The organism is Caenimonas sp. SL110 (assembly GCF_001044395.1).
Taxonomy (GTDB): domain Bacteria; phylum Pseudomonadota; class Gammaproteobacteria; order Burkholderiales; family Burkholderiaceae_C; genus Ramlibacter.
In genome coordinates, this window is the sequence record NZ_JANU01000012.1 from 1 (window position 1) to 25097 (window position 25097).

A 25097-nucleotide genomic window follows, 5' to 3' on the forward strand; every position below is an offset into this window, starting at 1 on the left:
CGGCGGCGTCGGCTCAGGGCCGCAAAGCCCCCATCCCAACCTTCCCCCGGCGGGGGAAGGAGCAACGCCACCCGACCGCTTCAAATCCGCCGCCGGCCTGCTTCGCACCGCCCTGTGCGTCGAGGCCCGCGACCCGCGTCGCGCCAACGGCCCCAAGGCGGAATCCACCGGTAGCAAGAGCGGCCAGCTCTATGTCTTCATGCCGCCGCTGGCCAACATCGAGGACTATCTCGATCTGCTGGCCGCCGTCGAAGCCACCGCCGCCGAACTCAAGGTCAAGGTGATCCTCGAAGGCTATCCGCCGCCACGCGATCCCCGCCTGAAGTTGCTGCAGGTCACGCCCGATCCGGGCGTCATCGAAGTCAACATCCATCCGGCGCACAACTGGTCCGAACTGGTCGAGCACACCGAGTTCCTCTACCAGGCGGCGTTCGAGACGCGCCTGTCGGCAGAGAAATTCATGACCGACGGCCGCCACACCGGCACCGGTGGCGGCAATCACTTCGTGATGGGCGGCGCGACGCCGGCCGACTCGCCGTTCCTGCGCAAGCCCGAACTGCTCGCCAGCCTGCTGCTGTACTGGCACAACCATCCGTCGCTCAGCTACCTGTTCTCGGGCATGTTCGTCGGCCCGACCAGCCAGGCCCCCCGCGTGGATGAAGCACGCAACGACCAGTTGTATGAACTGGAAATCGCGCTGCGCGAAATCGAGAAAAGCCGCGCCCTCCATGGCGAGCACATGCCGGCATGGATGGTGGACCGGACGCTGCGCAACATCCTGGTGGACGTCACAGGCAACACGCACCGCAGCGAGTTCTGCATCGACAAGATGTATTCGCCCGACTCGGCCACCGGTCGCCTGGGCCTGCTCGAATTGCGCGCATTCGAAATGCCGCCGCACGCGCGCATGAGCGTCGCGCAGCAGTTGCTCATTCGCGCACTCGTGGCGCGTTTCTGGAAAGAGCCCTATCGCGCACCAGCAGCCCGCTGGGGCACCGAGCTGCATGACCGGTTTCTCTTGCCGACGTTCGTGCAGATGGACTTGCACGATGTGCTGGCCGAAATGCGCGAAGCGGGCTACGCGTTCGACGACGCCTGGTTCGCGCCGCACTTCGAGTTCCGCTTTCCGTTGCTCGGCGCGGTGCAGTCGCACGGGGTCGAGCTCACGCTGCGCAACGCGCTGGAGCCGTGGCATGTGATGGGCGAAGAAGGCTCGGCCGGCGGCACGGTGCGCTATGTCGATTCTTCGCTGGAGCGCATCGAGGCGCGCGTGACCGGCATGAACCAGAGCCGCTATGTGGTCACGGTCAATGGCAAGGCCATGCCGATGCAACCTACTGGCACTGTTGGCGAATATGTATCGGGTGTCCGCTACAAGGCGTGGGCTCCGCCATCGGCGCTGCATCCGACGATTGGTGTGCATGTCCCGCTGGTGTTCGACATCGTCGATACCTGGATGAACCGTTCGCTGGGTGGATGCCAGTACCACGTCGCGCATCCGGGTGGGCGCAACTACGACACCTTCCCGGTGAATTCATACGAGGCCGAGAGCCGCAGGCTCGCGCGATTCTTCCGCATGGGTCACACGCCGGGCAAGCTCAAAGTGCCGCCTGCAACGATCCATGTACCGGGTAGCCGCGAGTTTCCCTACACGATGGATCTGCGGCAACCGCCTGGTGCATAAATAAATTTGCAAAAAAAATCGCGCCCGGTACGATAAAAAAATCGTGCCTCTGCGCGATATCTATCCACCGCGCCTGTGGATAAACCTGTTGGTTAATCCCATGAGTCATGCGGGGATGCAGCATTCATGCGGCCCGGAACACAGTGCCCGCGAAACGGGCAGCCGCGTTTCCAGACGGCATGGCGCTACTTGACAGACGAAAAACCGGGGCGTTTGGCCCGGTTGTCAAAGGGGCGAAATTCGCCGTCTGGCTTAACCGCCAGTCTTGCCCTGCTGCTTTTCCTTGGCCGTGGTGACGTCGATCGTCGGCACTTCGATGGTCTTCTTCTCGGTCTCGATGGTCGGCACGGTGACCGTGGCGTCCTTGCTACCGATCTTCACGTCAGGCGTGGTGACGTCGTACTTGGGCAGCGTGACATCGCCTTCAGCCTTCTTTTCGACTTCGTACTTCGGCACGGTGACGTTGCCTTCCTGGGTCTTCTTGACATCGCAGCCGGTGAGGCCGATGGCGCCGATTGCAACGAGGGTAGCTACGAGTGTGGTCTTGATCATTTGGGGCTCCGATTGGTTGGTGAATGACAGGACGAATTGTTGGGTGACTGACCCAAGCGCGGCTGTAGGAAATCGTCCTGACCCCGTGTGCGGTCCTGGCGTCTGGACGCGTCGCCCAAGCCCCCGCGAACTCATGCAGACGGATGTATTGCGGGCACTCTTTCCGTCGTCGCCCTGCAACATCGGCGACCCTGCCTGAGAGCACCGGGACAAATGGGGTGGACAATGCACAGCAGTGGAAACGCCTAACGACATTGCCGGCTCCCTCTTCGGGCGCGACCCCCAGGAAACCCCCGCCGCGCTGGCTGCCGCGCTGGCGCCACCTGCTGCCGTCGGTCACTTTGACGAACTGCGTGGCAGCGTCTCGGCGCCCGCAGGTGAAGTCGCCCGTCACGCGCAAGAGCCCAGCGCACTGCCCACAGAACACTGGACCCGTTTTTTCGACACGCTCGGGCTGGACGGCTTCAACGACCTGAACCGGCGCACGGTCAACCTGCAGCGGCAGGTCCGCGACAACGGCATCACCTACAACGTCTACGCCGATGCCAACGGCCCGCAGCGGCCCTGGTCGCTCGATCTCTTTCCGTTGCTGATCTCGCCCGAAAGCTGGCATCAACTGGAGGCGGGCGTGCTGCAGCGCGTCAAGCTGCTGGACCGCATCATGGCGGACGTCTACGGACCGCAAGAGCTGCTGTCGCGCAACCTCCTGCCGCCGGCGCTGGTACAAGGCCATCCCGGCTACCTGCGTGCCATGCACGGTGTCAAACCCGCTGGCGGCATGCACCTGCACATTGCCGCCTTCGACATGGCGCGCGACCCCAACGGCGACTGGTGGGTGGTGTCGCAGCGCACGCAGGCACCCTCGGGCCTGGGCTACCTGCTTGAAAACCGGCTGATCACCTCGCGCCTGTTTCCAGAAGCGTTTCGCGACCTCAAGGTGCAGCGGCTCGCGGCAACCTACCGCGCGCTCATGGAGAGCATGCGCGCCATGTGCCCGACAACCGACGAGCCGCGCATCGTGCTGCTGACGCCCGGCCCCTATAACGAAACCTATTTCGAGCACGCCTATCTCGCACGCTACCTGGGCCTGACCCTGGTCGAAGGCAGCGACCTCACCGTGCGTGGCGAGCGCTTGTACCTCAAGACCTTGCAGGGCCTGGAGCCGGTGCACGGCATCCTCAAGCGCCTGGACGACGAATTTCTCGACCCGCTGGAACTGAGGTCCGATTCACGGCTTGGCGTACCCGGCCTGCTGCAGGCGATACGCGCGGGCAATGTGCTCGTGGCCAATGCGCCCGGCTCTGCGTTCCTGGAATCGACCGCGCTGCTCGGCTTCCTGCCTGCACTGTCGCGCCATCTGCTGGGTGAAGAGATCAAGCTGCCGTCGCTACCCACCTGGTGGTGCGGCGAGCGTGCTGCGCTCGAAGCCGTGTTGCCGCACCTGGCCTCCAGCGTCATCAAGCACACCTATGCAGGCGCGGGTACCAGCGCCGTTCTGGGCCAGACGCTGTCCCGGCGCGAACTCGACGAAATGGCGGGGCGCATCGTGCGCGAAGCGCAGGAATACACCGTGCAGGCCTACCTGCCCCTGTCGCAGATGCCGACCTGGAAACAGGACCGCACCGCCGACCGCATCCTGCCCCGCTCGATGATGGTGCGGGTTTTTGCCGTGTCCGACGGCCAGCAATCGTGGCGCGTCCTGCCCGGAGGCCTCACGCGGATCGCAAGCGCCACGCTCGAGATCGCATCGATGCAGCGCGGCGGCAGCAGCGCGGACACCTGGGTGATCACCGATGGCGAGGTCGACGCGACCAGCCTGCTTCATTACGAACAGCCTGCCGTCGATATTGCGCATCGCACGCGCAGCGCGAGCAGCCGGGCCGCAGAAAACCTGTTCTGGCTGGGCCGCTACACCGAACGCACCGAAAACACCGCACGCCTGGCGCGCCTGTGCCTGGAATCGCTCAATGGCGAAGACCAGTCCTCGCAACCGCTCATGGCCTGGCTGAGCGAGATGGCCGTCGACAACGGCCTGGTCTTGCCCGCAGTGCCACCGGCCACACAGGCGCGCCGCGTCTTTGAACGATCGCTCATCGCGAGCCTGGGAAACACCGAAGAGTCCACCAGCGTCGGCTACAACCTGGGCGCGTTGCGCTCGGCCGCTTCGGCCTTGCGCGAGCGACTGTCGCAGGAACAGTGGAACGTCATCCTGCGTGCCGAGCAGAGCTTCATCAAGGGCTGCAAGGCGATGGCCGAAGATGGCGATTACTCCTCGGTCGAGGCACTTCGCGTTCTCGAAACGCTGTCCGGTGCCACGGCGGCGATGACCGGCGCGCAGACCGACCGCATGACGCGCGACGATGGCTGGCGCCTGCTTTCCAGCGGCCGCCACATCGAGCGGCTGGGGTTCCTGGCTTCGGCGCTGGGATGGGCATTCGAGACCGGCGCGGTTCTGGACGAAGGCGGCTTCGAAGCGCTGGTGGCGCTGTTCGACAGCACCATCACCTTCCATGCGCAATACCAGCAACGCCACGACATCCCTGCCCTGCTGGACCTGCTCGTGCTGGACCGCGACAACCCCCGCTCGCTCGGCTGGGTTGCGCAGACCTTGCGCGGGCGCCTGGCCAAGCTCGCCGGCAGCGCGCCGGGCGAAGTACCGGACATCGCGCTCACCGTTCCCAATCCGCAGGACTGGTCGCTGGAAGCCATGTGCGAACGCGATGCCGACGGCACCTACACCCGCCTGCTCGAACTGCTGCAGCAGTGCACCGACGCGGCATACCGGCTCTCGGATGACCTGGGCGCACGCTACTTCACCCACTCCACCGATTCACGGCGCAGTGTCGGCGCCTGAACGGCAGATTTCCCCATGCTGCTTCACGTCATCCACGAGACACGCTACCAGTATTCGCCTGCGGTCAAGACGGCGCAGCACATGGCGCACCTCAAGCCCGCGCACAACGCGCAGCAGCAACTGCTTCACCACGAACTCGTGATCGATCCCGAACCCGACCAATGCGTGGAAGCAGTCGACGTCTACGGCAACACGCGCGCCTTCTTCAGCCTGAAGGCGCGGCATGAGGCGCTCAAGGTGACCGCACGCAGCCTGGTCTCGACCAGCGCGCCGCCGATTCCCAAGTGCGACCTCACCTGGGAAGAAGCGCGCGAGCGGCTGCGTTATCACCGCGGTGCGGCCTACGACCCGGCATCGGAATTCGTCTTTGCATCGCCCTATGTGCCCCGGCATGAAAACTTCGTGGCCTATGCGCGCGAAAGCTTCACGCCCGGGCGCAACCTGCTCGATGCGGCGCGCGACCTCATGCACCGCATCTACGCAGATTTTGCGTACGAAACCGAGGCTACCGATGTGAGCACGCCGGCCATCGAAGCGCTCGCGCTGCGCAAGGGCGTGTGCCAGGACTTCGCGCATGTCATGCTCGCGTGCCTGCGCAGCCTGGGGCTGCCGGGGCGCTACGTCAGCGGCTACCTGCTGACCGAGCCGCCGCCCGGCAAGGCGCGCCTGATCGGAAGTGACGCATCGCATGCCTGGGTATCGGTCTACCTGCCGCGCGATGGCGGACCGGGGCAATGGGCAGACCTGGATCCAACCAACGACAGGGCGCCGGGCGAAGACTACGTCACGCTCGCGACCGGCCGCGATTATTCCGATGTGTCACCCGTTCGCGGCGTGCTGCACGGCGGCGCCAATCACAAGCTGCATGTGGCCGTCACCGTCATGCCGGCGGATGCGGCAGACGCCATCACTGCGCAGGCGCTCGCTCCTACAATCTGACGCTTCCCTGTGAGCCGTCCTGGAAGGAAACCGTCATGAGCGTTTACGACAAGCTGAAAGAACTCGGCATCACCCTGCCGCCCGTCGCCACACCTGCTGCGGCCTACGTGCCATTCGTGCAGACAGGCAACCTGGTATTCCTGTCCGGCCACATCGCCAGAAAAGACGGCAAGCCCTGGGTCGGACAGCTGGGCAAGAACATGACGACCGAAGAAGCCAAGGGCGCAGCGCGCGCGATTGCCATCGACCTGATGGGAACGCTGCATGCCGCAGTGGGCGATCTCAACAAGGTCAAGCGCATCGTCAAGCTGATGAGCCTGGTGAACTCGACCGGCGATTTCACGGAGCAGCACCTGGTCACCAATGGCGCGAGTGAGCTGATCGGCGAGGTGTTCGGCACGGCAGGCGCCCATGCGCGCAGTGCGTTCGGCGTGGCGCAGATCCCGTTGGGGGCTTGCGTGGAGATCGAGATGATTGCGGAGCTTTGAGCATGCGAGTCGAAGGGGTCGCCAGACGAAACTTCATTTTCGCGGGCGGCGTGACTCTTATCGGGTTGCCGGCAATGTCCCAGGCCCAGGCCCACCCTATCTGGATTTCCAATGAGCCGCCTTCCATGTGGCATCGGGCGATCAATCTCGTCCCAGCCCGCAAAAGCCAACTGGCGTTTGAAGGAAGAATTCAACTCGTCCCTGGTGGTGTCGGCCTGATGCCATCTGCCAGCCTATCCAGCAGCACCGGTGCATTGGTTGCGCATCCTTCGTTCCAGAACCTCACCTTTGAAACGGAGTTCCAACTCGCAGTTGCCGACTACTCGGCACTGCCCGGCGCGCACCCCATGGTAGCGGTTGCGCTCGACAAGCCGGGCGTGTCACGCATCATGCCGACTGTCGTGTTTCAGGAGTGGGCCCCGGGGCAGGCGCGACTCAAGTTGACGGCGCGGGCGGAGGTCGAGCATGCCCGCTCACGCAACACGTCGTGGGAGTGCCACTCCGAAACATTGACGGTACTTCCCGTCAGCGGACCTGGTAGCTGGACCGAAGAGGGAAGTCTGGCACTGAAGACGGCGGTGAGGCACCACGCCCGCGACATCGTTCAGTGCGTGGCCGTCGAGGCGGCGATGGCAGCTGGCGGCCTTTGGAAGGATCCTGTGGATCCTTCAACTCTGATTGAACTCAGGCTGAAGATATGGCCCGAAAACATGTACTACAGCTGTTTGCAACTGGGTGAGACCGCCGAATCTCTCATCATTGCAAGTGCGAACAAGAGCTTGGGACACTTGGGCCGGCGCGGTGTCTTTGACAAGCGCCTCATCGCAGACCTGCGCAAACCGTCGTAGAAGCACCCAAGTCTCACACCCTTTCTCGGCCTCAGGCCGATGACCAGCTGTCTCGCAGTTGCCGCTTCAGCACCTTGCCGATGTCACTGCGTGGCAGCTCATCGACATAGCGAATGGCCGAGAGGCGCTGGGTCTTGCCCAGTTGCGCGTTGGCCCACGCGCGCAGTTCATCTTCTTTCGGCGCGCCCGCGTTCGCAACGACGAAGGCAACCGGCGTCTCGCCCCACTCCTGGGATGCCACGCCCACCACCGCCGCATCGGAGACGAAGGGGTGCTGGCGCAGCACCGCTTCGAGATCGCTCGGGTAGATGTTGAAACCGCCCGAGATCACCATGTCCTTGCGGCGGTCCATCAACGTCAGAAATCCCTCTTCATCGAACCGCCCCACATCGCCCGTGCGGATGAAGCGATTGCCCTGGCCGTCATACCACTCGGCGTCGCGCGTCTTGGCCGGCTGCTTGTGATACGCGGTCATCATCGCGCCCGAACGCCCGACCACTTCGCCGATTTCTCCCCTTGCCACTTCGCGCTCGTCCTCATCGATGAGACGAATGTCGTGGCCTTCTACCGGCTTGCCGACGGTGTGCAGCTTGTCCGGAAAGTTATGCGCTTCCAGGATGCAGGTGCCACCGCCTTCGGTCATGCCGTAAAACTCGACCAGGCCGCCCGACCATCGGTCGAGGATGTCGCGTTTGAGCTGCGCATGGAATGGCGCACTCGTGCAGAACTTCATGTGGAATGAAGACAGGTCGTGCTGCGCAAAAGACGGCAGCGCCATGATGCGCTGGTACTGGACGGGCACGAGCATGGTGTGAGTGGCGCGCTCTTTCGCTGCAATTGCCAGATAGCGCGCGGCATCGAACTTCGGTGGCGCGAGCACCACGCAACCACCACGCGCAATCGTCGGAAAGACGCAGACCAGCGTCGTGTTGGAGCAGAGCGATGTCGCAATCAGCGTTGTGCTGCCCGGCCCATAGCCGTAACTTTCGGCGCGCGCCACATGGAGCCAGCGCATGCCGTGCGGCTGCACGATGCCCTTGGGTGTGCCGGTGGTGCCCGACGAATAGATGATGTTGAACGGCCACTCGGGTTTGACCGTGACCGGCTTGGGTTTTGCACCCTCGGGCAACAACCAGCTTTCGAGCGACGGGGCCGACGAGGCATCCATGAAGATGCGGCGCGCCTTTGTCTTGAACGCCGGTACTTGCGCATCGACGAAGAAATGCGATGCACCGCAGTCACTGACCATCGTTGCGATCTGCCCGGGCAGCGCGCCTGCGGGAAGAGGCGCCACGGCCACGCCCGCACGCAGGCCGCCGAGAAAGACCGCGACATATTCGAGCGAGTTGTGGCCGCAGATTGCGATGCTGGACTTGGGCTTGACGCCGTCGCGCTGCAAGGATGCCGCGATGCGGTCGACCATGGCGTCGAGCTGGGTCCATGTGACGCTTCGGTCTGCTTGCACGAGTGCGCGTTGGGTGGGGCGTGCGTGCGCGTGTTCGCGGATCAGATCGGAGATCGCGCGAAAGGCTGGCGCCGCTTGCCCCTCACCCCTGCCCTCTCCCCAGGGGGGCGAGGGAGAAAAAGCAGTTGTCGTTTTCATTCGACGCGCTCGATTGAAGTGGGTTTGAAGCCCAGATCAGCGGCCTTGCCCTTGCGGCCACGACCTGCCCTGGCGTTATTCAGCGAACGGATTTCCAGCGTCTCTTCGCGGTCCTTGCCACCTCGTCCGACGCCGGTGATCCTGATGCTGCGCGTGTATGCGGCCGCACCTGCGAGCGTGTCCTTGTCTTCCAGGTCGATCAGCATCAGGCCGCGACCGCCGTTGCTCATCGGCTTCAACTCGCTGATCTCGAAGGTGAGGATGCGGCCGTTGGCCGAAGCGCAGGCCACATGCGTCGCGGGAATCTGCGGCGGCACGTTGGCCGGTGACGGACGGCACACGGTCTCGCCCTCGCCCACGCTGATGAAGGCCTTGCCCGCTTTCAGGCGCGACATCATGTTCTCCACTGTCGCCAGGAATCCGTAGCCGCCCGATCCGGACAGCAGCAGCCACGCGCCCGGCGCACCAGCGAAGTAGTGCGACAGTTGCGTTCCGGCTTCAAGCTCGATCATCGTGGTGACTGGCTGGCCGTCACCGCGCGCACCCGGCAGCGTTGCAACGGGAACGGTGTACACCCGGCCATTGCTGCCGAAAGCCAGCAGCGTGTCGATGCTGCGGCACTCGAACGCGCCATACAGCCCATCACCCGCCTTGAAGACGTATTCCTGCGCGACCGAAGCCCCGGTCGCCTTGTCACGCGCCCAACCTTTCTGCGCACGCACCCAGCCCTTTTGCGAAACGATCACCGTGACAGGTTCATCGACGAGCTTGATCTCGGCCACGGCCCGCTTTTCGGCCTGGATCAGGGTGCGGCGTGCATCAGCAAACTGTTTGGCGTCTTGCTCGATCTCCCGGATCATCAGGCGGCGCAGCGCTGCGGGGCTGCCCAAAATCTCATCGAGCTTCTTCTGGTCTTCGCGCAGTTCCTTGAGCTCCTGCTCGATCTTGATCGCTTCCAGCCGCGCGAGCTGGCGCAAACGCAGGTCCAGAATGTCATCGGCCTGCCGCTCCGTCAGCCTGAACCGCTCGATCAGCGCGGGCTTGGGCTCGTCGCTCTGTCGAATGATGCGGATCACTTCATCGATATTGAGCAGCACCAGCTGCCGGCCTTCGAGGATGTGGATGCGGTCCAGCACCTTGGCCAGACGGTGCTGCGAGCGACGCTCTATCGTGGCATGGCGAAACTCGATCCATTCCAGCAGCATCTGGCGCAGCGACTTCTGCACCGGCTTGCCGTCCAGCCCGATCGATGTCAGGTTGATCGGCGACGAGCTTTCCAGGCTGGTTTGGGCCAGCAGCGTGGTGATGAGTTCCTGCTGCTCGATGCGGCTGGTCTTGGGCTCGAACACAAGGCGCACGGCTGCATCCTTGCTGGACTCGTCGCGCACGGCATCGAGCACGGCGAGCATGTTCTGCTTGAGCAGCACCTGGTCCTGGCTGAGCGCCTTCTTGCCGGCCTTGACCTTGGGGTTGGTGAGCTCCTCGATCTCTTCGAGCACGCGCTGCGAACTCACGCCGGGCGGCAACTCGGTCACGACCAGCTGCCACTGACCGCGGGCGAGTTCCTCGATCTTCCATCGAGCACGCACCTTGAGCGAGCCGCGCCCGGTGCGATACGCATCGGCGATATCGGCTGCGGGGCTGATGATCTGGCCGCCGCCCGGATAGTCGGGGCCGGGCAGGATTTCTGCAAGCTCGATGTCGGTGAGCTTGTGGTTCTTGATCAGGGCGACGCAAGCGTCCGCGACTTCACGCAGGTTGTGTGACGGGATCTCGGTGGCCAGGCCCACCGCAATGCCGCTCGCGCCATTGAGCAATGCAAAGGGCAGGCGCGCAGGCAGCTGCTGCGGCTCCTGCGTGCTGCCGTCGTAGTTGGGAATGAAGGTGACCGTGCCTTCGTCGATCTCGTCAAGCAGCAGGTTGGTGATGCGAGACAGCCGCGCTTCGGTGTAGCGCATGGCGGCGGCGCCATCACCATCGCGGCTGCCGAAGTTGCCATGCCCGTCGATCAGCGGGTAGCGCTGCGAGAAATCCTGGGCCATGCGCACCAGTGCGTCGTAAGCCGCCTGGTCACCGTGCGGGTGAAAACGACCCAGCACATCGCCCACCACGCGAGCGCTCTTGACCGGCCGCGCCCCATTGGCACCTGCAAAGCCCAGCCCCATGCGGGTCATCGAATAGAGAATGCGCCGCTGCACCGGTTTCTGGCCGTCGCATACATCGGGCAGCGCCCTGCCCTTCACGACAGAAAGGGCGTATTCCAGGTAGGCGCGCTGCGCGTATGCGGCGAGGTCGGGCTGGCCGTCGTCACCGTCTCCGGTGTCCAGGGGAATGAGTTCTTGCTCCATGATGCAGACTGTTTTTTTGCTTTGCGTGGGATGAAACGGGGATGGGTATCGCAGCCGATCAGGCGACCAGTTCTTCGTGGGTCAGCGTGATGATCCGCCGCTCGGTCGGCGAACGCACATGGTCATCGAGCCTGTCGGACATGCGCTGCAGCAGTGCCTTGGGCGGCAGGTCTTCCACCGGGACGGCCGCCAGCACGATGCGAAAGTGCAGGAATTCGGTGGGCGCCAGGGGCAAGGGCTCTTTCATCGCCGCCACCAGAAAGCGGCTGGCGACACTGCCGGCCGCCTCTGCAGGCGCCATGCCTTCGACGAGGACGGCAATGCGCGAATGGGACAGCCGGGCAGCGACATCGCCGTCCCGAAGCGCCTCGCGAATGCGGTTCGCTGCAAGCGGCAGCGCGGACTCTGCTGCCTCGGGACCGAATTCGGCCGCGAGCTTTTGCAGCTGTTCGATGTGGACGAGCACGATGACGCTGGGGTGTCCATAGCGCAGCATCAGGTTGCGCACGGCGCGCACGCGGTCATAGAAGATGACCGGCATCGACAGGCCAGTGAGCGGGTCGATGGTGTTGCGCGCGTCGATGCGCACCTTGGTGTCGCTGTAGATGCGGTTGCGCCAGGAGGTCGCCAGAAAAACGGTGGTTGACCACAGGGCAAGCAGCGCTGCCGTCGGCAAGATGGATCCCGTCTCCTCGACCAGATGACGCCAGCCGGTGTACAGGGCCGCCGCGGCGAGAGCGGCCTGGCCAGCGACGAGCCAGCGCGCCCACGGCTGGCTCTGCGGCCAGGCGCGGAACATGATCAGCACGAGGCAGATCATCCAGAACAGCGCGCCGGCCAGAAGCAGGTGGATCTTCAGCGCAAATCCGGCGACGGCCAGCAAGGGCAAGACCACCAGGCTCGTGCCGATCATCAGGCGTCGGGGCTGCCGCAAGGCACCGGCATGGCTGACCAGTTCGAGCAACTGAAGGCCATCGACGGCCAGCAGCATCAAGAGCGCCGATTGCGCGAGATAGGCATTGCCGCCGACGATGAGTTGAAGCGTGAGAAGCGCGAGCGTGGCCGCTGCGCCGTGGACCAGCAGCGCCCGCTCGCGGTAAGCATTGGCAATGACAACGCTCAGGCAGAGGATCAGCAGCTGGACACCGGCAAAAGCGCCCAGCGCAACCAGCTCGTCGGGATCGACCGGCAACACGGTCATCGACTGCGGCCCCCTAGCAGGCCGGTGGGTACTGCGAAAGGATGGATGGCGTCATTCACGCTCGATCTTGGAGTCGGATTGCTGCGCCGCCGCGATGGGCTGCGCGATGAAGCTTGCGGCAGGCAGATTGCCCCTGCCGACAGCACCCCCCGCAGGGATCTCCATGCGCACGCGCCCAGGCACTCGCCCGCCAGCGCCTGACATCATCGATGGCGGTTTGAGCAGCGTGTAGAGCTGCATCACCGTCTTGACGTAATTCTGCGTCTCGCGGTAGTTGGGGATCTTGTTGCCCGCGCGCTGCACTGCGCCCTCGCCTGCGTTGTAGGCGGCCAGGGCCAGTTCGATCTTGCCGGGGAACATGTCCAGCAGGTAGCGCAGGTAACGGGTCCCCGCCTTGATGTTGGTGCCGGGATCGGTGAGCTTCTTCACGGCCGCTGTCCTGGCATCACCCATGACGCCGTAGCGCTCTGCCGTCGCAGGCATCAACTGCATCAGCCCGATGGCGCCCTTGGGAGACACGGCCGACGCATCGAAACCCGATTCGGTGGCGATCAGCGCCTGCAGCAATTCGTAATCGACCGAGTGCTTGAGCGACGCTTCACGCAGGTGATGCTTGACGACCTTGTAGCTGGGCGAAACCTCGAAGAACGCGATCAGCTTGGGCGCGGAGGTCGGTACCGTGACAGCGCGCGCAGTCCCCAGTCCCCGCGCCGTATCGAAGCTCTCGCCGCCCCGAAAGAAAAGCTCATAGCGCTCGTCGACCTTCTCGGCCGAAAAGTGCGCAACACCCTTGGCATCAACATAGCCCCAGACCTCGGCGTGGGCCGCAGCGGTAAACGTCAACGCCATGAGCATCGCGCCAACCCAGCCAAATCCACCCAGTAATTTGAAGAACTTCACGCGCTCACCTCCAGGCCCAGGCTGCGACGCCCGGTGAATTCACTTCGCAGCATGGACATGACATGCAGCGACTCGAAGCCCTCGGCCTGCTTCACTGCGTCGCGCAAAGTACCTTCCATGACAAAGCCCTCGCTGTCATAGAGCGACTTCGCACGGGCATTGCGCGACTTCACGTCAAGCCAGAAACGGTGTGCATGCAGATCGTCGAATGCAATTTTCTTGGCGGCTCTCAAGGCCGCACGCCCAAAACCACCGCCCTTGCCCTGCACCACCATGCGCTTGAGCTCGATGGACTGGTTCTGGCTGCGGCAGCCGATCAGGATCAGGAACCCGGCTGCCTGCAGCTGCGGCCCGGCTTCGAGGATGAAATGCCGGAAATCCGGAAAGCGAATCGCCGCCTCGTGCTGGGTGCTTTCCCAGGGCGTGATGAAGGGCAGGTTTTCCGGGTCACGCTCCAGCGTCAGCACGAAGTCGATGTCGCTCGTCATGGTCGGGCGCAGCCGCACGCGCGCACTGGTGCGCTCGGTCGTCGTGGCGGAATCATTGGCAGCGGTCATCGGCGGGCGGTCAACAGTCGTGTGGTCCGGTTGTCTAGATATCGATTTCGACGGCGTCGCCGTGCAGTTCCATGAGCTCGCGGCGGGCAGCAGCTTCGCCCTTGCCCATGAGCTTGGTGATGAGGGCCTCGGTGGCCAGGAAGTCCGAGCGCCCCAGTTGAACAGGAAGCAGGCGGCGCGTGTCGGGATTGAGCGTGGTATCCCACAATTGTTCCGCACTCATTTCGCCCAGACCCTTGAAGCGGCTGATGTTCCAGGTGCCTTCGCGCACGCCTTCCTTGCGCAACTTGTCAAGAATAGCCACCAACTCGCCCTCATCGAGCGCGTACGTCTTGGAAGCAGGCTTTTTACCACGGGGCGGCGCGTCCACGCGAAACAGCGGGGGACGTGCCACATAAACATGGCCGGTCTCGATGAGCTTGGGAAAGTGGCGGAAAAACAGGGTCAGCAGCAGCACCTGGATATGCGAGCCGTCCACATCGGCGTCGGACAGGATGCAAACCTTGCCGTAACGCAGGCCCGAAAGGTCCGGCGTGTCGTCAGGCCCATGCGGATCGACGCCGATCGCGACCGCGATGTCGTGGATTTCGGTATTGGCAAACAGCCGATCGCGCTCGACCTCCCAGGTATTGAGCACCTTGCCGCGCAGCGGAAGAATCGCCTGGCATTCCTTGTCGCGGCCCATCTTGGCGCTTCCACCTGCCGAATCGCCCTCGACCAGAAACACCTCGTTGTGCGAGATGTCGCGGCTTTCGCAATCGGTGAGCTTGCCAGGCAGCACAGCCACGCCCGAGCCCTTGCGCTTTTCGACTTTCTGACCGGCCTTTTGCCGGCTCTGCGCGGCCTTGATCGCCAGTTCCGCGAGCTTGCGACCGTACTCCACGTGCTGGTTGAGCCACAGCTCCAGCGCAGGGCGCACGAAGCTGGACACCAGCCGGACGGCATCACGCGAATTCAGGCGCTCCTTGATCTGCCCCTGGAACTGCGGATCGAGCACCTTGGCCGACAACACATAGGAAGCCCGTGCAAAGACGTCTTCAGGCAGCAGCTTCACGCCCTTGGGCAACAGCGAATGCAGATCGACGAAGCTCTTGACCGCCGTGAACAGGCCGTCGCGCAAGCCGCTTTCATGCGTGCCGCCTGCGTTGGTGGGGATCAGGTTGACATAGCTTTCGCGCACCGGCTGGCCGTCTTCGGTGAAGGCCACGCACCACTGCGCCCCCTCGCCTTCGGCGAAGTTGTCATTGTTCTGGGCGAAGCCCTCGCCCTCGAAAAGTGGAATCACCGGCTCGCCATGGAGCGTCTGCATCAGGTAGTCGCGCAGGCCGCCCTTGTATTGCCAGCTCTGCGTTTCCCTGGACTTCTCGTTGACCAGCGACACCGTGACACCGGGCATCAGCACGGCCTTGCTTCGCAGCAGGTGCGCGAGTTCAGCCATCGGCAATTGCGCTGTCTCGAAATACTTTGCGTCGGGCCAGACGCGGACGGTGCTGCCCTGGCGGCGATCGCCTTCAACGGCCTTGCGCACGGTCAGTGGCTCCACCACGTCGCCGGCGGCGAACACGATGCGTGCAACTTGCCCCTCTCGATGGGTCGTGACTTCCAGCCGCTTGGCCAGCGCATTGGTCACCGACACGCCCACCCCGTGAAGACCCCCGGAGAAGCTGTAGGCCCCGCCCTTGCCCTTGTCGAACTTGCCGCCCGCGTGCAATCGGGTGAAGACCAGCTCGATCACCGGGGCGTTTTCTTCGGGGTGCATGCCGAACGGAATGCCGCGCCCGTCGTCTTCGATGCTGATCGAGCCGTCGCCGTGCAGCGTGGTCTTGATCCGTTTGCCGTGGTTGGCCAGCGCCTCGTCCGCCGCGTTGTCCAGCACTTCCTGGATGACGTGCAGCGGGTTGTCGGTGCGGGTGTACATGCCCGGCCGCTGCTTGACGGGCTCCAGCCCCTTGAGCACGCGGATGGAGCCTTCGGAATATTCGGGTGGTTGCTTGGTCGCCATGAGAGGGTCGGATTGTAGTCGCGGCGCGATTGAATACTGTGTTTATTTACAGATTGGCTGAAGGTGGGGTTGGCATACATGCGCAGCTCGCATCAATCGCCCGCAAAACTTTCACCGCCGCCGTCAGCCTCGCTACAAGCAATGCATGAGGTGTTTGGCTAAAGTCGGTGCATGCAGACCCAAGCCACGCAGATGACGACAACTCCCGGACTTTCAATGTGGCAGGTGCTTGCCTGTGGCGCCGCCATCGTGACCCTGTCGATGGGTATCCGGCACGGCTTCGGCCTGTGGCTGCAGCCGATCACGCAGGCGCAGGGCTGGACCCGCGAAACCTTCGCATTCGCCATCGCCATCCAGAACCTGGCGTGGGGGACCTTCGGCATCTTCGCCGGCATGGTGGCTGACCGGTTCGGCGCCTTTCGCGTCATCATCATCGGGGCGGTGCTCTACGGGCTGGGCCTGGTGGGCATGGCGCTTTCGCCCGATGCATTCACATTCACATTGACGGCCGGCGTGCTGATCGGCGCTGCGCAGGCAGGCACCACGTACGCCGTGATTTATGGGGTGATCGGCCGGCAGATCGATCCGGCCAGGCGGTCTTGGGCGATGGGCGTTGCCGCCGCCGCGGGCTCGTTCGGCCAGTTCCTGATGGTGCCGGTGGAAGGCTTTCTGATCCAGGGCTTCGGCTGGCAACAGGCGCTGCTGGTGTTGGCCATGGCGGTGCTCCTCATCACGCCACTGGCCTTCGGCCTTCGCGAGCCGGGCTTTGCAGGTGGCGCAGCGCCCGAACGCGACCAGACCATCATGCAGGCGCTGCGGGAAGCCCTCAAATATCCGAGCTTCCAGCTCCTGATGGCCGGGTACTTCGTGTGCGGCTTCCAGGTGGTTTTCATCGGCGTGCACATGCCCAGCTACCTGAAGGACAAAGGCCTGTCGCCCGAAGTCGCGAGCTACGCGCTGGCACTGATCGGCCTGTTCAATGTGTTGGGCACCTACATCGCGGGCAGCCTCGGCCAGAAGCTCGCCAAGCGCAAGATCCTGGCGGCGATCTACATTGGCCGCGCCGTCGCGATTTCGATCTTCCTGTGGGCACCGCTATCGCCGACGTCGGTGTATATCTTCTCCGGTGTCATGGGCCTGCTGTGGCTGTCGACAGTGCCGCCCACCAATGCCACGGTCGCGGGCATTTTCGGTGTCGCGCATCTCTCGATGCTGGGCGGGTTCGTGTTCTTCAGCCACCAGATCGGCTCATTCATGGGCGTCTGGCTAGGCGGCCTGCTGTATGACCGCACGGGCAGCTATGACATCGTCTGGTACATCTCGATTGCGCTGGGTATTTTTGCGGCACTGATCAACTTGCCGGTGCGCGAAACACCGATTCATCGCGGCCCTGCGCCAGTGGCGGCCTGACATGACGCAACAGGCGAAGAAGCTGCTGGCCTACGCAGGCGTTGTTGCCGTGTTGCTGGCCGTCTTCACCCTCTACTCCCATCCGACGGTGCTGGTGGCGCTTTCCGAGCAGATCTGGGCCTGCTTCAACTAGCCGGTTGACTGGCCCGTTCGCAGGTACAGTGCCCAGCCATGAAAGTCTTCATCATCACCGGCGGCTCCGACGGCATCGGCGCCGAGATGGCCCGCCAGCTGGCGGCCACGCACAAAGCCGACGCATCACTGGTGATTGCGGGGCGAAGCCAGGACAAGCTCGATGCCGTTGCAGCGCAATGCGAAGCGCTCGGCTCGCAGGTGCTCACAGTCGCCATGGATGTTTCCGACGAAGCGCAATGCCGCGACATGGTCGCGCAGGCGACAGCACGGTTCGGCCGCATCGACGCGCTCGTGAACAACGCAGGCATCTCGGCGCAAGCCCTTTTCGAAGACGTGACCGCCCAGGATCTGCACTGGTACGAGTCGCTGATGAAGGTCAACTTCTGGGGCGCGGTGTGGTGCACCCATGCGGCGCTGCCCCACATCAAGGCCGCCAGGGGCCACATCGTCGCCGTAGGTTCGCTGGCGGGCCTGGTTGGCGTACCGGGACGCACCGCCTACAGCGCAACCAAGTTCGCCATGACCGGGTTCTTTGAATCGCTGCGGATTGAAATGAAGGGCGCCGGCGTGAGCGTCACCACGGCATTTCCCGGCGTGGTCGCAACGCAGATTCGCTATCGCGGCTACAACGCAAAGGGCGAGCCTGCGGGCACAAGCGGCCTCAAGGAAGACAACGCCATGAGCGTGCAAGAATGCGCCCGCCTCATCATCGACGGCATGAATGCCCGCCAGCGCGAGGTGGTCATGACCGCGCAGGGCAAGGTCGGCCGCTTGCTGAAACTGATCGCACCGGGCGTTGTCGAGCAGCTCGCACTGAAGGCGCTCAAGAACGAGGTGCGCCCTCGGTGAGCGCACGCGTCATGCACGGAACCGAAGCGCCATCCACCTGGGTACAACGCTGGTCGCACCTGGTGGCGCCCGGCGCACGCGTGCTGGACGTCGCCTGCGGCGCGGGCCGTCACATGCGATGGTTTGCTTCGCGCGGCCATCCCGTGACCGGGGTCGATCGCTCGGCCGAAGCAATCGAACACCTGGCTTCCATCGGCGAGGTGCTGCAGGCAGACATCGAAAGCGGGCCGTGGCCGTTTGCAGGGCGCACGTTCGGAGCCGTCGTCGTCACCAATTACCTGTGGCGTCCGCTGCTTCCCCTGATCGTGCGAAGCGTCGCCCCCGGCGGCGTCCTGCTCTATGAAACCTTCGCCACCGGCAACGAGACCGTGGGCAAGCCATCGCGTCCCGACTTCCTGCTGAAGCCCGGTGAACTGCTGCGCGCGTGCGCCGATCTTCGCGTGGTTGCCTACGAAGACGGATTCATGGAGCAGCCATCCCGGTATGTGCAGCGGATCGCAGCGGTGCGGCCGCTGGCAGCGCAACCACCGGCGCGTTACGTCCTCTAGCTACAATCGCCCTTTCCAGCCAGATTCCACCCCCGACAATGACACCGATTACAGGCAGCATCGTGGCCCTCGTGACCCCGATGCACGAAGACGGCAGCGTGGACTATCCCACCCTGCGCAAGCTGATCGACTGGCACATCGCCGAGGGAACAGATTGCATCGGTGTCGTCGGCACCACCGGCGAATCGCCCACGGTCAGCGTGCAAGAGCACCAGGAGATCATCCGGGTCTCGGTCGAACAGGCCAACAAGCGCGTGCCTGTCATGGCTGGGTGCGGCGCCAACTCCACTTCCGAAGCCATTGAGCTCGCCCGTTACGCCAGGGCCGTGGGGGCAGATTGCCAGCTGCAGGTCGTCCCGTACTACAACAAGCCGACGCAAGAAGGCCAGTACCTGCACTTCAAGGCCATTGCTGAAGCGGTGGGCGACCTGCCCATCATTCTTTACAACGTGCCCGGCCGCACCGTCGCCGATATGGCGCATGACACGGTGCTGCGCCTGTCCGAGGTGCCAGGCATCGTCGGCATCAAGGAAGCCACCGGCAACATCGAGCGTGCGCAATGGCTGATCCGCGATGTGCACAAGGGCTTTTCAATTTACTCCGGCGACGACCCGACGGCTGTGGCGCTGATGCTGTGTGGCGGCCAGGGCAACGTGAGCGTGACGGCCAACGTGGCCCCTCGCCTCATGCATGAGCTGTGCGTTGCCGCGGTCAAGGGCGATGCCCGCTCGGCGATGGAAATCCAGCGCAAGCTGATGCCGGTGCACCGCCATCTGTTCGTGGAAGCCAATCCGATTCCGGTGAAATGGGCGATGGCGCGCATGGGCCTTTGCGGTCCGGCGATGCGTTTGCCAATGACTCCGCTGGCGGCGGGTTTTGAGGCAGGCGTCGAAGCGGCGCTGCGCTCGGCCGGCCTGGTTTCCTGATTCCTGAATTTTTCGACGTATCCAATCCTGAGGGGATGAAGTGAAGCAATCTGCAAAACTGGGCCTGCTGGCGATGTGCGCCGCGCTCTCGGCCTGTTCGGTCCTTGACGGCGACAAAGTCGACTACAAAAGCGCAGGCCGTGGCGTCGCGCTGGAAGTGCCGCCCGACCTGAACCAGCTCTCGCGCGATTCGCGCTACCAGGTGCCCGGCGGCGCTGTGACTGCCAGCGCATTCGCCGTTGGCCAGGCTGCGCCCGGCGCACCCACAGCCACCAACACGCTGGGCGATGTCCGTATCGAGCGTTCGGGTTCGCAGCGCTGGCTGGTGGTCAACCGCCCCGCCGACCAGCTGTGGGGCCCTGTGCGCGAGTTCTGGCTCGAAAACGGATTCCTGCTGACGCTCGACCAGTCGAGCCTGGGCATCATGGAAACCGACTGGGCTGAAAACCGCGCCAAGATTCCGACCGACTTCATTCGCAACACGCTGGGCAAGCTGATCGATTCGGCGTACTCGACGTCTGAGCGCGACCGCTTCCGCACGCGCCTGGAGCGTTCGGCCAATGGCGGCACCGAAATCTACGTGAGCCATCGGGGCATGGTCGAGGTCTACAACAACAAGGAAAAAGACCAGACGGTCTGGCAACCGCGTCCGAGCGACCCGGAAATCGAAACCGAGTTCCTGCGCCGCCTGATGGTTCGCCTGGGTGTGCCGCAAGAGCAGGCCAAGGCGCTTGCCGCGTCCGGACCCGCGAAGGCATCGTCGCGCATCGCAGTCGTGAACAACTCGCCTGTCGTGCAGATCGACGAAGGCTTCGATCGCGCCTGGCGCCGTGTCGGCCTGGCACTGGACCGCACTGGCTTCACGGTTGAAGACCGTGATCGCACGCAGGGCACCTACTTCGTGCGCTACGTTGAGCCGAGCGCGGACAAGAAAGAAGGCAGCTTCCTGTCCAAGCTGTTCAGGTCCGACAGCAGCGATCCGCCGCTCAAGTTCCGCATCACGCTGCGCAGCCAGGGCGAATCGACGACGGTGTCCGTGCTCAATTCGCAGGGCGCACCAGAAACCTCGGTCAATGCGCAGCGCATCGTGCAAGTCATTGCGGACGACCTGAAGTAACTCCGCGGGGCTAACACGAGCGCGATCCGATTCAAGAGCCTGGGCAGCGGCAGCAGCGGCAACGCCACTGTCGTCCAGGCGCGCAGCGGAACTTCGATCACGCACCTGCTCGTCGATTGCGGACTGGGTATACGCCAGTTGGATCTTCGGCTGGCCCAGGCCGGCATGATGGCCGACCAGCTGGATGCCATCTTCATCACGCATGAGCACGCCGACCACATCGGCTGCGCACGGCAAATCGCCTTGCGCGAGCGCATTCCGGTATGGATGAGCCACGGCACGTATGTCGCCATCGGTGAGCCCGACTTTGGCGGGTTGCTTCGAATTGCATGCGACTCCATCGCGATGGATCTCGGTGCAATGGAAGTCATGCCGTTCACCGTACCCCACGACGCGCGCGAGCCACTGCAGCTCACCTGCAACGATGGGGATTCGCGGTTGGGCTTGCTGACGGACCTGGGTCACGCAAGCACGCATGTCCTGGCACAGCTTGCGGGCTGCCGCACGCTGGTGCTGGAATGCAACCACGACCCGGCCAAACTCGCCGAGTCGAGCTACCCGGCTTTTCTCAAGCGCCGCGTGGGAGGCGCTTATGGCCACCTCTCGAACCAGGCGGCCGGGGAAATCGCTGCTGCGATGATTCCATCAGGCCTGAAGCAGGTAGTGGCGGCCCATCTGAGCGAACAAAACAACCGGCCGGAGCTCGCTCGACGCGCGCTTGCATCGGCGCTGTCTTGTGGTGACGATGACATCCATGTCGCCGATGGCCCTAGCGGTTGTGGCTGGCTGACCGCCTAGCGGCACACGCCGTGCAGACGCAAAAAAGCCGCCCGAGGGCGGCTTTTTTGCGATCGCTTGCCGAATTACTTCGATGCAGCGGCAGCAGCGCCAGAGGCAGCAGCAGCGGAGCTCGAAGCAGCAGCAGCGGAGCTGGATGCAGCAGCAGCAGCGCTGGAAGCAGCTGCAGCAGCAGCGTCAGCAGCAGGTGCGGGAGCCGGTGCAGGTGCCGGAGCAGGCACAACCACGGGAGCAGGAGCCGGTGCCGGAGCTTCGGTCTTGCTGCAAGCGCCGAGGGCTGCAGCGGCAATCAGGGTCGCCAGTACAAGCGATTTCTTCATTTCAAGGTTCCTTCTGTGGGAGATAAAACGTGGGATAACAATTTCCGGAAATTGTCAGCGCGGCAATCCTGTCCGCATGACAGAACAGCAAGCACTCGAGCTCTTACTGCTCAGCCCGCAATTATATGTCGTTTCCGTCAATGGGGTCGACCCGTAGCCAATAGCTACAACTGAATGCAATATGGCTACAGATGGGCACGGGCTACAGACCCAGAGTCACCGCAGGAAACGAAGGCGAACTCTTCTGAAGCCAGGTGTTGAGGTTCTCGCGCAGCAGTACGCGCCTGTCGGGCTCCCCCCCGCAAACACCGTTGCAGTGTTCGGGGTCCAGCCTGCGCAAGACCCACCCCGGGCTCCAGATGGCGCTGGGCAATTCGAGTGGGTCAGCCGATGAGCATGCACGCGCATCGATGATGTGCGACCACGTCCTTCGCCATGTCACAAACCTCGCATGGTTTCGCTGCACCACGTCGTACTTGCGTGCCAGCAGCGTCATGTGACGGCCGCTCGCAGACCACGCCTGCAGGGACTCGGCAACGGCGCGCTCGCCCAGCGGCCAGTCCGCAAAATCCGCGTCGCACAGGATGATCTGGCGCCAGCCTTCGTGCGCAGCGCAGGCCAGCGCATCGCGGATGAGTTGACGAAACTCTTCGCGGCCGGTGAAGCGGCGCGACGGCAGTTGCGGGGCGCTCTTGCTCGGGTCCTGTTCGGGTTCAGTCATGGTGATTTTTCCTTTCAGTCCCTGTCGGGCACAGGGATCACGAAACTTGCGCGTGCGCCCATCCTGCCTCGCACCACGATTGGATCAACGCCTGCGCGTCATCGCTGGCCCTGGCCAGCTGCGGCCCCGACAGCGACCTGCGGTCTGCGAGCATTCGCATCAAGGTCGCGTCGCGCCCCGATGCCAGATAGCTGTCGCCGTTGATGAAGACGTGTTTGTCGTCGTACATCATTCGCGTGCCCTGGTCGAGGGTCACACGCTGCAGGGGCCAATCAAACTCGCGCGCCTCGAACCACACATTGGCCTTGGGCTCGGTCAGGTACTCGCCCAGCGCGCATTCCAGCGCCAGCGGCTCCTTGAGCGCTTCGCGCACGGCATTCAGTGCGAATTCCTGCAGGTGCCCGGGGATGGAGCCGGGTGTTTCGGTCGCGTCCTGACGGGGGTCGCTGTAGATCGCTTCGCGGATGTTGTCGGCGGCATCTTCCGCCACGCGCTGGAGCAGCTCACGTGCGAGCTCACCGCGAGCCGGCGCCCGAAAACCGATCGAATAGGTCTGGCACTCGTTCATGGCTTCGCCGTCGTGCGCATAGCCCGGCGGCAAGTACAACATGTCGCCTGCCTCCAGCAGGTACTCGGCTTCCGGCTCGAACCGCGCAAGAATCTTCAGTGGCACGTCATCGCGCAGGCTGAGGTCTTTCTGCCTGCCGATGCGCCAGCGGCGCTGTCCCTGTGCCTGCAACAAAAACACGTCATAACTGTCGAAATGCGGGCCGACGCCGCCGCCCTGGGTGGCATAGCTCACCATCAGGTCGTCGAGCCGCGCATGGGGCACGAATGCAAACTGCTGCAGCAATTCGTGGCCGCGCGAGTCATGCAGGTCAACGCCCTGCACCAGCAGCGTCCACAGCGGCTTGGTCAGCGCGGGCAAGGCGCGGCGCGTGAACGGCCCCTGCCGCATCGTCCAGCGCTCGCCCTCGCGCATGACGAGGCGGGATTCGACCTCGTCGCGGGCGGCAAGCGCAAAGAGTTCGCTGCGCTCCAGCAGGGGTTGCAGGTGCGGCATGGCGCCGCGAACCAGCAGCGGCTTTTTCTGCCAGTGCCGTTTCATGAATTGGGCTGGCGTGAGGCCGCCGAGCAGGGGGAGCGGTATTGTTGTGTCCATGTGAGTGAGACAATTCTCCTATGGAAATCAAACCGCAATGCGTCGTCGCGCTGACATGGACGCTCAAGGACTCTTTGGGCGAAGTACTGGACGAACTGGAAGAACCCGTCGAATTCCTGGTCGGCGGAGGCGACCTGCTCGCCCGGATCGAGGAAGCCCTGCAGGGCCATGAAAAAGGCGCGGAACTCGACCTTCACCTGGAGCCCGAAGAAGCCTTCGGCGACTTCAACGACCAATTGATCTTCCTGGAGCCGCGCACGCTGTTCCCGAAAGAAATCGAAGAGGGAATGACGTTCGAGGGACTGCCGCCCGGCACCCATCCCGATGCGCCGAAAGACGTTCTGTACACAGTCACCGAAATTTATCCGGAGCATGTCGTGCTCGACGGAAATCACCCGCTCGCAGGCATCTCGATCCGCCTTCACGTGAAGGTCGAAGATGTGCGGGAGGCGACAGAAGAAGAAATCGGTGCCGGGTCAGCCGGCACCGGATTTTTCAAGCCGCCGGGCGGAGCCGGCGACTCGACGATCCACTAAAGGACCCAGGGGCTCAGCCCATGTAGATCACGCCGTTTTCGATACGGACGCGATCACCCACACGCAGGTCGCTGCTTGCGCTGACGTCGTACTCGCGAGTCATGCCCTGGTCGGTCGTCACCGAGACGCGATGAACCGGGCCGGCTGTGTTGTACATGCCGTTCTGGTTGGCTTGCAGGCGGCTACCGATGGCAGCGCCGCCGACAGCACCCAGGATGGTCGCCACGGCACGGCCGGAGCCGCCGCCGATGGTGCTGCCCAGCACGCCACCCACCACGGCTCCAGCGATGGTGCCTGCGGTCGTGTTGCCCGCAACGCGCGTGCCCGGGTTGATCATGCTCACGTTGGTGATGCGGCCGTACTCGACATAGCTGGACGGTGCGGACTGGATCGGCGTCACGCTGGACGTCGGGTAGTAGTTCGGGCCGTACGGGTCGGAGGCGCAGGCAGACAGGCCGGCGACGAGAACGGCGGAAGTAGCAAGAGTGGCGAGACGGAATTTCATGAGTGATCTCCTGATGGACATTTGGCGCAGCCGACAGGGCCGCCTTCGAATACCCATTAGAGATACAGGGCGCGCTCAAACACCCCGGCAATTG

24 protein-coding genes are annotated in these 25097 nt (G+C 63.8%); 13 read left to right on the forward strand and 11 right to left on the reverse strand.

The features are described from left to right. The coding region (locus AQ12_RS07595; protein ID WP_048439292.1) for a transglutaminase family protein at window positions 1–1684 on the forward strand (1684 nt) is incomplete at its 5' end. Between the two features lie 252 nt (window positions 1685–1936). On the opposite strand, the gene AQ12_RS07600 is transcribed toward AQ12_RS07595, so the two are convergent. Then, complete coding sequence (locus AQ12_RS07600; RefSeq protein ID WP_048439293.1) at window positions 1937–2236, reverse strand: hypothetical protein; 300 nt, start codon at window positions 2234–2236, stop codon at window positions 1937–1939. 235 nt (window positions 2237–2471) lie between these two features. Between AQ12_RS07600 and AQ12_RS07605 the strand changes: the two genes are divergently transcribed. From AQ12_RS07605 to AQ12_RS07620, 4 genes are read left to right on the forward strand one after another with little or no spacing between them, the layout of a single operon-like run. Next, on the forward strand, window positions 2472–5090 hold the full coding sequence (locus AQ12_RS07605) for a circularly permuted type 2 ATP-grasp protein (protein ID WP_048439294.1): 2619 nt from the start codon (window positions 2472–2474) through the stop codon (window positions 5088–5090). Window positions 5091–5105: 15 nt separating this feature from the next. Further along, window positions 5106–6029, forward strand: coding sequence for a transglutaminase family protein (locus AQ12_RS07610; protein ID WP_048439295.1), 924 nt, complete (start codon window positions 5106–5108; stop codon window positions 6027–6029). A gap of 35 nt (window positions 6030–6064) precedes the next feature. Then, complete coding sequence (locus AQ12_RS07615) at window positions 6065–6517, forward strand: RidA family protein (RefSeq protein ID WP_048439296.1); 453 nt, start codon at window positions 6065–6067, stop codon at window positions 6515–6517. Between the two features lie 2 nt (window positions 6518–6519). Further along, window positions 6520–7365, forward strand: coding sequence for a hypothetical protein (locus tag AQ12_RS07620; RefSeq protein ID WP_152682720.1), 846 nt, complete (start codon window positions 6520–6522; stop codon window positions 7363–7365). A 31-nt stretch (window positions 7366–7396) separates the two neighbouring features. Here AQ12_RS07620 and AQ12_RS07625 read toward each other — a convergent pair whose 3' ends face one another. The 6 genes from AQ12_RS07625 to AQ12_RS07650 are packed head-to-tail and all read right to left on the reverse strand — an operon-like array spanning window position 7397 to window position 15976. Further along, window positions 7397–8968 (reverse strand): class I adenylate-forming enzyme family protein, encoded by a 1572-nt coding sequence (locus tag AQ12_RS07625; RefSeq protein ID WP_082151461.1) that lies wholly within the window; start codon window positions 8966–8968, stop codon window positions 7397–7399. Continuing rightward, a complete protein-coding gene (gene parC / locus AQ12_RS07630; RefSeq protein WP_048439298.1) occupies window positions 8965–11316 on the reverse strand; it encodes a DNA topoisomerase IV subunit A in 2352 nt (783 codons plus the stop codon). The genes AQ12_RS07625 and parC overlap by 4 nt, the downstream gene beginning before the upstream one ends. Window positions 11317–11374: 58 nt before the next feature. Continuing rightward, a complete protein-coding gene (locus AQ12_RS07635) occupies window positions 11375–12517 on the reverse strand; it encodes a diguanylate cyclase domain-containing protein (RefSeq protein WP_048439299.1) in 1143 nt (380 codons plus the stop codon). Between the two features lie 51 nt (window positions 12518–12568). Beyond that, complete coding sequence (locus AQ12_RS07640) at window positions 12569–13372, reverse strand: lytic transglycosylase domain-containing protein (RefSeq protein WP_048439401.1); 804 nt, start codon at window positions 13370–13372, stop codon at window positions 12569–12571. 41 nt (window positions 13373–13413) lie between these two features. Continuing rightward, window positions 13414–13974 (reverse strand): GNAT family N-acetyltransferase, encoded by a 561-nt coding sequence (locus AQ12_RS07645; RefSeq protein ID WP_048439300.1) that lies wholly within the window; start codon window positions 13972–13974, stop codon window positions 13414–13416. A 34-nt stretch (window positions 13975–14008) separates the two neighbouring features. After that, window positions 14009–15976 (reverse strand): DNA topoisomerase IV subunit B, encoded by a 1968-nt coding sequence (locus AQ12_RS07650; protein WP_048439301.1) that lies wholly within the window; start codon window positions 15974–15976, stop codon window positions 14009–14011. 171 nt (window positions 15977–16147) lie between these two features. Between AQ12_RS07650 and AQ12_RS07655 the strand changes: the two genes are divergently transcribed. The 7 genes from AQ12_RS07655 (at window position 16148) to AQ12_RS07680 (ending at window position 21759) form a co-directional block, all read left to right on the forward strand. Further along, a complete protein-coding gene (locus AQ12_RS07655; RefSeq protein WP_238587676.1) occupies window positions 16148–17386 on the forward strand; it encodes an MFS transporter in 1239 nt (412 codons plus the stop codon). A gap of 1 nt (window position 17387) precedes the next feature. Continuing rightward, complete coding sequence (locus AQ12_RS23405) at window positions 17388–17519, forward strand: hypothetical protein (protein ID WP_255352447.1); 132 nt, start codon at window positions 17388–17390, stop codon at window positions 17517–17519. A 38-nt stretch (window positions 17520–17557) separates the two neighbouring features. Then, on the forward strand, window positions 17558–18370 hold the full coding sequence (locus tag AQ12_RS07660) for an SDR family oxidoreductase (protein ID WP_048439303.1): 813 nt from the start codon (window positions 17558–17560) through the stop codon (window positions 18368–18370). 11 nt (window positions 18371–18381) lie between these two features. Continuing rightward, complete coding sequence (locus AQ12_RS07665; protein WP_048439402.1) at window positions 18382–18918, forward strand: bifunctional 2-polyprenyl-6-hydroxyphenol methylase/3-demethylubiquinol 3-O-methyltransferase UbiG; 537 nt, start codon at window positions 18382–18384, stop codon at window positions 18916–18918. Between the two features lie 38 nt (window positions 18919–18956). After that, entirely contained in the window at window positions 18957–19844 is an 888-nt protein-coding gene (dapA, locus tag AQ12_RS07670) for a 4-hydroxy-tetrahydrodipicolinate synthase (RefSeq protein ID WP_048439304.1), read from the forward strand. Between the two features lie 73 nt (window positions 19845–19917). Beyond that, window positions 19918–20961 (forward strand): outer membrane protein assembly factor BamC, encoded by a 1044-nt coding sequence (gene bamC / locus AQ12_RS07675; protein ID WP_048439403.1) that lies wholly within the window; start codon window positions 19918–19920, stop codon window positions 20959–20961. Window positions 20962–20985: 24 nt separating this feature from the next. Beyond that, entirely contained in the window at window positions 20986–21759 is a 774-nt protein-coding gene (locus AQ12_RS07680) for an MBL fold metallo-hydrolase (RefSeq protein ID WP_048439305.1), read from the forward strand. Window positions 21760–21824: 65 nt separating this feature from the next. Here the strand turns inward: AQ12_RS07680 and AQ12_RS22960 are convergent, their stop codons facing one another. The 3 genes from AQ12_RS22960 to AQ12_RS07695 form a co-directional block, all read right to left on the reverse strand. Next, window positions 21825–22079: a hypothetical protein gene (locus AQ12_RS22960; protein ID WP_082151462.1), complete on the reverse strand. Its 255-nt coding sequence runs from the start codon at window positions 22077–22079 to the stop codon at window positions 21825–21827. A 202-nt stretch (window positions 22080–22281) separates the two neighbouring features. Then, window positions 22282–22800 (reverse strand): hypothetical protein, encoded by a 519-nt coding sequence (locus tag AQ12_RS07690; RefSeq protein ID WP_048439307.1) that lies wholly within the window; start codon window positions 22798–22800, stop codon window positions 22282–22284. A 37-nt stretch (window positions 22801–22837) separates the two neighbouring features. After that, window positions 22838–23962, reverse strand: coding sequence for a cupin domain-containing protein (locus AQ12_RS07695; RefSeq protein WP_048439308.1), 1125 nt, complete (start codon window positions 23960–23962; stop codon window positions 22838–22840). 20 nt (window positions 23963–23982) lie between these two features. On the opposite strand from AQ12_RS07695, the gene AQ12_RS07700 reads away from it, so the two are divergent. Continuing rightward, a complete protein-coding gene (locus tag AQ12_RS07700; RefSeq protein WP_048439309.1) occupies window positions 23983–24498 on the forward strand; it encodes a peptidylprolyl isomerase in 516 nt (171 codons plus the stop codon). A 13-nt stretch (window positions 24499–24511) separates the two neighbouring features. Here the strand turns inward: AQ12_RS07700 and AQ12_RS23410 are convergent, their stop codons facing one another. Further along, the gene (locus AQ12_RS23410) at window positions 24512–25003 is read right to left on the reverse strand and encodes a glycine zipper 2TM domain-containing protein (RefSeq protein WP_048439310.1); all 492 of its coding nucleotides are present in this window, start codon (window positions 25001–25003) and stop codon (window positions 24512–24514) included. Window positions 25004–25097: the final 94 nt, after the last annotated feature.

Coding starts and splice junctions, on each gene's coding strand:
- AQ12_RS07600 (WP_048439293.1), bottom strand. CDS start 2,236: ATGATCAAGACCACACTCGTAGCTACCCTCGTTGCAATCGGCGCCATC.
- AQ12_RS07610 (WP_048439295.1), top strand. CDS start 5,106: ATGCTGCTTCACGTCATCCACGAGACACGCTACCAGTATTCGCCTGCG.
- AQ12_RS07615 (WP_048439296.1), top strand. CDS start 6,065: ATGAGCGTTTACGACAAGCTGAAAGAACTCGGCATCACCCTGCCGCCC.
- AQ12_RS07620 (WP_152682720.1), top strand. CDS start 6,520: ATGCGAGTCGAAGGGGTCGCCAGACGAAACTTCATTTTCGCGGGCGGC.
- AQ12_RS07625 (WP_082151461.1), bottom strand. CDS start 8,968: ATGAAAACGACAACTGCTTTTTCTCCCTCGCCCCCCTGGGGAGAGGGC.
- parC (WP_048439298.1), bottom strand. CDS start 11,316: ATGGAGCAAGAACTCATTCCCCTGGACACCGGAGACGGTGACGACGGC.
- AQ12_RS07635 (WP_048439299.1), bottom strand. CDS start 12,517: ATGACCGTGTTGCCGGTCGATCCCGACGAGCTGGTTGCGCTGGGCGCT.
- AQ12_RS07640 (WP_048439401.1), bottom strand. CDS start 13,372: ATGCTCATGGCGTTGACGTTTACCGCTGCGGCCCACGCCGAGGTCTGG.
- AQ12_RS07645 (WP_048439300.1), bottom strand. CDS start 13,974: ATGACCGCTGCCAATGATTCCGCCACGACGACCGAGCGCACCAGTGCG.
- AQ12_RS07650 (WP_048439301.1), bottom strand. CDS start 15,976: ATGGCGACCAAGCAACCACCCGAATATTCCGAAGGCTCCATCCGCGTG.
- AQ12_RS07655 (WP_238587676.1), top strand. CDS start 16,148: ATGCAGACCCAAGCCACGCAGATGACGACAACTCCCGGACTTTCAATG.
- AQ12_RS23405 (WP_255352447.1), top strand. CDS start 17,388: ATGACGCAACAGGCGAAGAAGCTGCTGGCCTACGCAGGCGTTGTTGCC.
- AQ12_RS07660 (WP_048439303.1), top strand. CDS start 17,558: ATGAAAGTCTTCATCATCACCGGCGGCTCCGACGGCATCGGCGCCGAG.
- AQ12_RS07665 (WP_048439402.1), top strand. CDS start 18,382: ATGCACGGAACCGAAGCGCCATCCACCTGGGTACAACGCTGGTCGCAC.
- dapA (WP_048439304.1), top strand. CDS start 18,957: ATGACACCGATTACAGGCAGCATCGTGGCCCTCGTGACCCCGATGCAC.
- bamC (WP_048439403.1), top strand. CDS start 19,918: ATGTGCGCCGCGCTCTCGGCCTGTTCGGTCCTTGACGGCGACAAAGTC.
- AQ12_RS22960 (WP_082151462.1), bottom strand. CDS start 22,079: ATGAAGAAATCGCTTGTACTGGCGACCCTGATTGCCGCTGCAGCCCTC.
- AQ12_RS07690 (WP_048439307.1), bottom strand. CDS start 22,800: ATGACTGAACCCGAACAGGACCCGAGCAAGAGCGCCCCGCAACTGCCG.
- AQ12_RS07695 (WP_048439308.1), bottom strand. CDS start 23,962: ATGGACACAACAATACCGCTCCCCCTGCTCGGCGGCCTCACGCCAGCC.
- AQ12_RS07700 (WP_048439309.1), top strand. CDS start 23,983: ATGGAAATCAAACCGCAATGCGTCGTCGCGCTGACATGGACGCTCAAG.
- AQ12_RS23410 (WP_048439310.1), bottom strand. CDS start 25,003: ATGAAATTCCGTCTCGCCACTCTTGCTACTTCCGCCGTTCTCGTCGCC.